This is a genomic window from Blautia sp. HA3515, assembly GCF_059933065.1.
Genome location: NZ_JAYFUY010000075.1, coordinates 1 through 8,489, shown reverse-complemented (window position 1 = coordinate 8,489; position 8,489 = coordinate 1). Strand labels below are relative to the sequence as shown.

Here is an 8,489-nt window from a genome sequence, read left to right as displayed (position 1 = left end):
GACCGCATCCAGCAAAATCCCCAGTGGGGTTATATTGTGAGGGGGATTCTGGATGACAACGTAGAAGCTGGTACTGTTTACAAAGGGATCAAAGTCATTGGAAGGATCGCAAACCTGATGGTGATCCTGCCTGCAAACAGACTGGACGAGATTGCGATCACCCTTGGTCTTTCTGAGTATTACCGGCTGGAGCAGATCGTTGCCATGTGTGAGAAGTCAGGGGTTCATACCAAATTTATTCCGGACTACAGTACGATTATACCCACCAAGCCATATACAGAAGATATACTGGGACTTCCGGTGATCAATATACGTTATGTGCCGCTAAGCAACACTTTTAATGCAATGGTAAAGAGGATCATGGATGTTCTGGGTTCTATTGCAGCTATTATTGTTGCTTCTCCTGTGATGTTGCTGATGTGCATACTGATCAAGGCCACATCCAGGGGTCCGCTGATCTATAAGCAGGAGCGGGTAGGGCTTCACAATAAGACATTCTGGATGTATAAATTCAGATCCATGGAGGTACAGCCGGAGTCAGAAGAGAAGAAAGCCTGGACAGTGAAGAATGATCCCAGAAGTTACCGGCATTGGTAAATTCATGAGACGGACAAGCATAGATGAGCTGCCCCAGCTGTTCAATATCCTGAAAGGGGATATGAGCCTGGTAGGCCCAAGGCCTGAGAGGCCTTTCTTTGTGGAGAAGTTCAGGGAAGAGATTCCCAGATATATGGTGAAGCACCAGGTACGTCCTGGACTGACCGGATGGGCACAGGTAAACGGCTACAGAGGAGATACATCCATCCGTAAAAGGATTGAGTGTGACTTATATTACATTGAGAACTGGACCGTTAGCTTTGACATCAAAATATTGTTCCTTACATTTTTTAAGGGATTTATTAATAAAAATGCATACTAACAGAGAATACTAAGGGATGCAGAATAACCAAGAAGGGAAAAGAGTATGGCAGGAAAAGGAAAAAAGAAGAAGAGAATCCTCTTCGCAATTGAGATCATTGTTCTTCTGCTGTTTATTGGCGGACTGTATGTGTATGGACAGATTTCAGCCAGGATGGACAAGCTTGTAAAGAACAAAGTAACAGAATCTTCCGGCGAACGGGCAACTTTCGATGATTCCAAGATAGTTACCAATGATACAGCTCCCAAGATGACAGGCTACAGAACATATGCACTGTTCGGTATTGACCACAGATCCAAGAATGCGTCTCTGGGTTCTGAGAACAGTGATACCATGATCATTGCCAGCATTAACAATGATACACAGGAGGTACGTCTGGTATCTGTTTACCGTGATACGCTTCTGAATATTGGCAATGATACTTATGCCAAGGCAAATGCAGCTTATGCATACGGTGGTCCGGAACAGGCTATTTCCATGTTGAACACCAACCTGGATCTGAATATTACGGATTATGCTACTGTAGATTTTAATGCACTGACTGCAGCAGTAGACGCAGTTGGCGGTCTGGAGATCCCTCTTTCCTATGCAGAGATGGTTCATATGAACAGCTACTGTAAGGAAACATCAGAGGAGACAGATAAGGAATACTGCACCGGTAGAGCTTCCGGATCCTAAGCCTGAAGATGAGGAAGCTATTTATAATATTTACCATCTGAATGGTGTGCAGGTTACTTCTTACTGCCGTATCCGCTATACAGCCAGCCTGGATATGGGACGTACAGAGCGTCGTAGCGTAAGGTGATCCAGATGCTGACCCAGAAGCTGAAGAAAGCCGGGTCCGACTACCATTTTCGATATTACGGACTGAGGTGTTCCCAATGGCGGAGACATCTCTTACCAAGACCGAGATCCTGAATATGATTCCAACACTTCTTGGATATCATGTGGATCAGACTACAAGCAGACCTTCCCACTTAATTATAAGTTCTCCAATGTAAGAGGAAGTATTATTGTGGCGGATTCCCTGGAGTCCAATGTAAAGCAGCTTCATGAGTTCCTGTATGGTTCTTCCAGAATTATACACCTTCACAGAATATTATTGATGCAAGTGCCAAGATCGTTGCTATCGTAGGAGGTGCTGACAAGCTTCAGGATGAGGCTCCTGCAGTCAGCGAGGACGACGGTTGCAGCGGAAATAATGAATTCTTCTGGCAGGATGACGGTAGCGGCGGCAATGCCTGGGATAACGGAAACGGCGGCTATTCGGATCCAAATAATGGAGGAACTACCGGCGGAGGAGACAGTTCTGGCGGTGGTGATAATGGCAGCACCGGCGGTGATTATGTAGATCCTGGCACCGGCGGAGATACTACCGGTGGAGGAGATACCAGCGGCGGCGGTAATACCGGTGGTGATTATGTGGATCCTGGGAACCGGCGGCGGAGATACTACCGGTGGAGGAGATACCAGCGGTGGAGGCAATACAGGCGGTGACTATGTAGATCCTGGCACCGGCGGAGATACTACCGGTGGAGGAGATGCCAGTGGCGGCGGTGATGTCAGCGGTGGAGGAGATACCAGCGGTGGAGATGCCGGCGGCGGTGATGTGATCCAGGATGATGTGATCGTTGATTATGAAAGCGTGGAAGGCGCTTAACAGTTCAAGTCGAGCAGGCTGTTGCATAAAGCATCTGCAGTGAATGAATATATATTCCTGAAAGGCAGTATATTATTCCTGGCAAGTGTATTTATGCAGCAGCCCTTTTTATCTCAGTTCAATTCAATGGGAAAGGAAAAAGAATGAAAAATGTAGATGTGATCATTCCCACATACCATCCGGGAAATTATTTTTATCAGCTTCTGACAAGGCTGGATCAGCAGACCAGACCGATTCACAGAATATTGTGATGAATACAGAAGAAAGCGGCTGGAAGCCTGAATGGGAAAAGGAGTTTAAACAGCTGCAGGTTTACCATCTTCAAAAGTCTGACTTTGATCATGGCGGCACCAGGAAAAAGGCGGCAGAGCTGTCTTTTGGCTGACTTTATGATCTTCATGACCCAGGACGCCCTTCCGGTAGATGAATACCTGGTGGAACATCTTTTAAAGCCTCTTGAAGCAGATGAAAAAGTCGGGGGGCAGCATACGCAAGACAGCTGCCCAAACAGGACTGCCGCTTTATAGAATGCTATACCAGATCCTTTAATTATCCATCGGTTTCTTCTGTAAAATGGGAGAAGGATACAGGCAGATACGGGATCAAGACATATTTTTGCTCCAATGTATGTGCAGCTTACAACAAGGAGATTTACAAAGAAGTAGGTGGATTTGTGGATCGGGCCATTTTTAATGAGGATATGATCTATGCAGGCAATATGGCCAAAAAAGGATATGGGATCGCATATCAGGCAGATGCCTGTGTGTACCATTCGCATAATTATTCCTGCTGCCAGCAGTTCCACAGAAATTTTGATCTGGGCGTGTCCCAGGCAGAGCATCCGGAGATCTTCGAACTCTGTCCCTTCCGAAGGGGAGGGGATGAAGCTGGTAAAGCAGACTTTGGGTTATCTTCTGAAAAGCGGACATATATGGCTGATTCCGCAGCTGGTGCTCCAAAGTGGCAGCAAGTACCTGGGGTACAAAATGGGGAAAGGATACAGGAGACTGTCACCCAAAACGATCCTTAAGTGTACAATGAACCGGGAATACTGGAAAAGAAAAGAATAGTTGGTTTCTGTCACTGTTTTTTTAAATATCCATCACAAATTAAACACATTTCATTGTTACACTTTTTTTATGTAATGATTACAGTGTTAAAAGGTCTGAACCCGCCTGTGCTTGCACAAGGTGGGGAATGACATTGGATTATTTTACCATAGCGAGAAAGACAGAAGGGAGCAGATGGATATGGACGAGGAGAAAAGCCGGGGGACAGATTCCCAGGAAAATACAGTAAATGACAGCTCCGGGGATGTAACCTATCACTATACAAGACCACAATACGGACAGTATCGGTTTCATGAAGAACAGCAAACAACCAGAGAAGACCAGGACGAAGAAGACACCAGCAAGGTGAAAGCTACGGCAGAAGACAAAGACAGGAAGCCAGTACTTTTTAAGAAGAAGCTGACAGCTACGATAGCACTGGCAGTGATATTCGGACTGGTAGCAGGAACTGTTTTTCAGGCAACCAATATCCTGTCTCAGAAATATTTTGGCACAGCATCTGCCACAGATACAAAAGTATCCACTACAGAATCAGTTCCGGAGACAGTGGCAGCTTCAGACAATGCCACAGATACTTCCTCAGTGCAGGATACAGCTAATGAAAAAGGTGCAGTGGCAGCCGTAGCAAAAGCTACCATGCCTTCAGTGGTTGCTATTACGTCTGTAAGCATTCAGGAGATCACCAGCTTTTTTGGATATGGCATGGAATATCCAAGCACAGGCAGTGGGTCTGGGATCATTGTAGGAGAGAATGATGATGAGCTTCTGATCGCTACCAACAATCATGTGATCGAGGGTGCTACTACCTTGAGTGTGTGCTTTATCGGGGATGATGTGGTAAGTGCAGAGCAAGAGACACAGAATGTAGCCAGCGGTGACGGAGATATTAATATTGACGATGCAGTCTCTGCAAAGATCAAAGGAACCGATGAGACGAATGACCTGGCAGTGATCGCTGTAGAGAAAAAGGATATCCCAGAAGATACCATGAGTGAGATCAAGATTGCCCAGCTGGGCAGCTCTGATGATCTTGCTGGTAGGAGAGCAGGTGGTTGCCATAGGAAGCGCCCTTGGTTATGGTCAGACAGTCACTTCCGGATGGGTAAGTGCCCTGAACCGTACCATCACCTTGGAAGGAGGAAGCACTGCCTCCAACCTGATTCAGACAGATGCAGCGATCAATCCTGGCAACAGCGGTGGTGCCCTCTTGAATATGAAGGGTGAACTGATCGGGATCAACTGTGCAAAATATGCATCCAGTGACGTGGAAGGTACAGGGTACGCCATTCCTATTTCTGAGGCTCAGCCCATCCTGGAAGATCTTATGAATCGGAAGACAAGGGATAAGGTGTCTGATTCCTCCAAAGCCGGATATCTGGATGTGGAGGTGACAGATCTTACCGCAGGTGCCGTCCAGATGTACAATATGCCATCCGGTGCTTTTATTATGAGAGTAACACCAGGCGGTGCAGCGGAGCAGGCAGGCATCCAGAAAAACGACATTATTGTAAAATTTGACGGACAAACGGTGAGCGGACGCTCCGACCTGGTGGAGAAGCTGTCTTATTATACTGCCGGAGAAACGGTAGATGTGGTAGTTGCACGGCCGGATGATGGCGAATATAAAGAACAGACCATCAGCGTTACCCTTGCGTCCAGAGATAGCCAGGGACATAATAATGCCTGATATGGCCTTTGGTGTTTTGGTATCAAATTCTTACCTATAGGATATTTCATGAGAGCTGCTTTGGCGTATCTGAGTTTCAGATACGTTACGGCAGCTCTTCCTGCATCCTGCAGTAGAATGTATGAAAAAGAGTTTTTCGGGAAAAATATCAATATGATGATATTAGGGATAAGGAGGCAGAAAATGAAGAAAATATTATATACGATCAAAGATCCGGCAGGAATCCATGCCAGGCCGGCAGGAATGCTTGTAAAAGAAGCAAAACAATATGAAAGCAGGATACAGCTTCAAAAAGACGGTAAGAAAGTATCCGCTGCAAATCTGATCGGGATCATGGGAATGGGACTTCGCTGCGGCGATCAGGTGGAGATCTTTATAGAAGGTCCAGATGAGGACTCTGCCGAAGAGGGAATACAAGCTTTTATGTCTCGTCAGACTTTATAAAGACTTTATAAAAACTTTATTTCAATAGTGTGAAAATATGTGCTATAATCCAAATGGAATACAACAACAGAAAGGAAATAATATGTCACAGCATATTGACGATTACGAAGATTTCAGAGAAGTAGATACTGCCGGAGAGAAAGACACAGCAGCAGACACAACGGATCCATCCCCAACAGCTGATTCATCTGCTGCTGGTGCAGGGGATGATACGGACCAACAGGAAGACGGATACGAGCACTTCTGCTTCCTGTGCCGCCGTCCGGAAAGCCAGGCAGGGAAGATGATCGAACTTCCGAATGATATACATATCTGCACAGACTGTATGCAGAAAAGCTTTAACACTATGAACAGCCAGATCAACAACAGTAACATGAATTACGGCGACCTGCTGAATATGCCAGGCGTCAGCATGATCGACCTGGGGAATCTGAATATGGGACCACAGCCCAGGAAGATCCGCAAGAAAAAGGCAGCCCAGGAAGCAAAGCCTGTGCTGGATCTGAAGAAGATCCCTGCACCCCATAAGATCAAAGCCACCCTGGATGAATATGTGATCGGCCAGGAAAAGGCAAAGAAGGTTATGTCAGTGGCAGTGTACAACCATTATAAGAGAGTGGCATCAGACATGAAGGATGATGTGGAGATCGAGAAGTCCAACATGCTGATGATCGGGCCTACCGGCTGCGGTAAGACCTATCTTGTAAAGACACTGGCCAGACTTTTGGATGTACCGCTTGCTATTGCAGACGCTACATCTTTGACAGAGGCAGGATATATTGGAGACGATATTGAGAGCGTTGTATCCAAGCTGCTGGCTGCAGCTGACAATGACGTAGAGCGGGCAGAGCATGGCATTATTTTTATAGATGAAATAGACAAGATCGCAAAGAAAAAGAACGCAAACCAAAGGGATGTAAGCGGAGAGGCTGTCCAGCAGGGACTTCTGAAGCTGCTGGAAGGCAGCCAGGTAGAGGTGCCGGTAGGAGCCAACAGCAAGAATGCTATGGTGCCTATGGTGACTGTAGATACCAGGAATATCCTGTTTATATGCGGCGGCGCATTTCCGGATCTGGACGAGATCATCAAGGAAAGGCTGAATAAGCAGGCATCCATTGGATTTTATGCGGATTTGAAGGATAAATATGACAGAGACCCGCATATACTTTCAAAAGTAACCGTAGAAGATATCCGCAATTTCGGGATGATCCCTGAATTTATCGGCCGGCTTCCGGTGATCTTTACATTGGACGGGCTGAATGAAGACATGCTGGTAGAGATCCTGCAGGAGCCTAAGAATGCCATACTGAAGCAGTATCAGAAGCTTCTTGCCATGGATGAGGTACGCCTGGAGTTTGAGGATGGAGCATTGCATTCTATTGCAGCCAGAGCCCTGGAACGCAATACAGGAGCCAGAGGCCTTCGTGCTATTCTTGAAGAATATATGCTGGATATCATGTATGAGATCCCTAAGGATGACAGTATTGGTCAGGTGATCATTACAAAAGAATATATAGACGGTAACGGAGGACCAAGGATCCTTTTAAGAGGCCAGGAAGTGCCTTTGCTGGCCTGAGACGGCAACTGGTTGGGGGTGCCCCAACATCTAACATATATTCATGCAGCAAATAAAAGAAAAGGAGAAATGCGTTATGAGAAAAGGTTTTTTTGATGGTTTAAGTGAAACATTGACAAGAACAACCAAGGATCTTAGCAAGAAGGCTGGACAGATTTATGAGACACAGAAGATTCAGAGTAAGGTGTCCAGTGAGGAACATATGGTGGAGAAGCTGAAATGTGATATCGGTAATCTTGTTTTCAGCCGTTACAGCGGAGGTGCCCAGATGGACGAAGAACTTCAGAATCTTTGTCAGGAGATCCGTCAGCATCTGGATGCTATCGCAGAGTACAAGGATGCTGCAGCAGATCTGAAAGGACGCAAGATCTGCCCATCCTGTAAGCGGGCAGTGGAGAAGGATGCGGCTTTTTGCCCATACTGTGGAACTGCATGCCCCAATCCGGAGCCGGAAGAGGAAGTTGTTGCTGAGGCTTCAGCAGAAGAAGCAACAGAAGCAGCAGTAGAAAATGATGCACCTGCAGAAGAGCCTGCAGCAGAGGCTTCAGAGGATGTCACTGATGAAAGTGCACCGGAAGCAGAGACTTCTGCAGAGGATACCCAGGAGTAAGTGATACACTCCTTGGTTTCGTAAGACACAAGGACAGTTATGGGGAAGAGGACAGATATGACAGGACTTGGACTTACAGCATGGATCTACCTGCTGGATGAAAAAATAAAGGAACAGGTGGACAGCAATATCCTTCAGGGCACCAGAAAGGAAATTCCTGGGGGAAGGATATATCTGTGTAACTGCCACAATGAAGGCATGGCCCTTGGTATAGGCCCGAAAGATCAGAAGAACTGTCAGGGGATCTCCGCAGCAGCCTTAGGTGCTGCTGCAGGAGAATATCTGCGGCAGAATATTCAGAAGAAGCCTGTGATCGGCAGGATTGGTCTTGGTATGGTTATGGGCGGAGGTCTGTCCAATTATATGGATCGGCGCGAAAGAGGGTATGTGACAGATTATATCAGCTTTCGTACCAGTCATAAGAAACTGAAAAAAATAGTCTTTAATCTGTCTGATGTGTGTATTCTTGCAGGAACCGGCCTGTGGCTTGTGTCTGGCTTACTGCCATCCCATAAAAATAAAA

The 8,489-nt window shown here is 46.4% G+C and carries 7 protein-coding genes and 2 pseudogenes; all 9 read left to right on the top strand.

Translation table 11 applies throughout. The annotated features are described in order from the left end of the window. A pseudogene (locus R1Y93_RS06530) lies at positions 1-919 on the top strand (undecaprenyl-phosphate glucose phosphotransferase); the annotation flags it as partial. Positions 920-964: 45 nt separating this feature from the next. Further along, positions 965-1,597 carry an LCP family protein gene (locus R1Y93_RS06525; RefSeq protein WP_500822158.1) on the top strand — a complete coding sequence of 211 codons (633 nt, stop codon included), beginning with the start codon at positions 965-967 and terminating at the stop codon, positions 1,595-1,597. Positions 1,598-2,297: 700 nt separating this feature from the next. Beyond that, positions 2,298-2,579, top strand: a complete 282-nt coding sequence (locus R1Y93_RS06520; protein ID WP_500822157.1) for a hypothetical protein — start codon at positions 2,298-2,300, stop codon at positions 2,577-2,579. 143 nt (positions 2,580-2,722) lie between these two features. Next, positions 2,723-3,649: pseudogene (locus R1Y93_RS06515) on the top strand (glycosyltransferase family 2 protein). 1,024 nt (positions 3,650-4,673) lie between these two features. Then, positions 4,674-5,336 carry a S1C family serine protease gene (locus R1Y93_RS06510; protein WP_500822156.1) on the top strand — a complete coding sequence of 221 codons (663 nt, stop codon included), beginning with the start codon at positions 4,674-4,676 and terminating at the stop codon, positions 5,334-5,336. A gap of 183 nt (positions 5,337-5,519) precedes the next feature. Further along, positions 5,520-5,780, top strand: a complete 261-nt coding sequence (locus tag R1Y93_RS06505; protein ID WP_500822155.1) for an HPr family phosphocarrier protein — start codon at positions 5,520-5,522, stop codon at positions 5,778-5,780. Positions 5,781-5,862: 82 nt separating this feature from the next. Further along, positions 5,863-7,356 (top strand): ATP-dependent Clp protease ATP-binding subunit ClpX, encoded by a 1,494-nt coding sequence (gene clpX, locus R1Y93_RS06500; protein ID WP_500822154.1) that lies wholly within the window; start codon positions 5,863-5,865, stop codon positions 7,354-7,356. Between the two features lie 76 nt (positions 7,357-7,432). Further along, positions 7,433-7,966: a DUF7575 domain-containing protein gene (locus R1Y93_RS06495; RefSeq protein WP_500822153.1), complete on the top strand. Its 534-nt coding sequence runs from the start codon at positions 7,433-7,435 to the stop codon at positions 7,964-7,966. Positions 7,967-8,005: 39 nt separating this feature from the next. Continuing rightward, a partial coding sequence (locus R1Y93_RS06490; protein ID WP_500822152.1) for a signal peptidase II occupies positions 8,006-8,489 on the top strand: 484 nt, incomplete at its 3' end.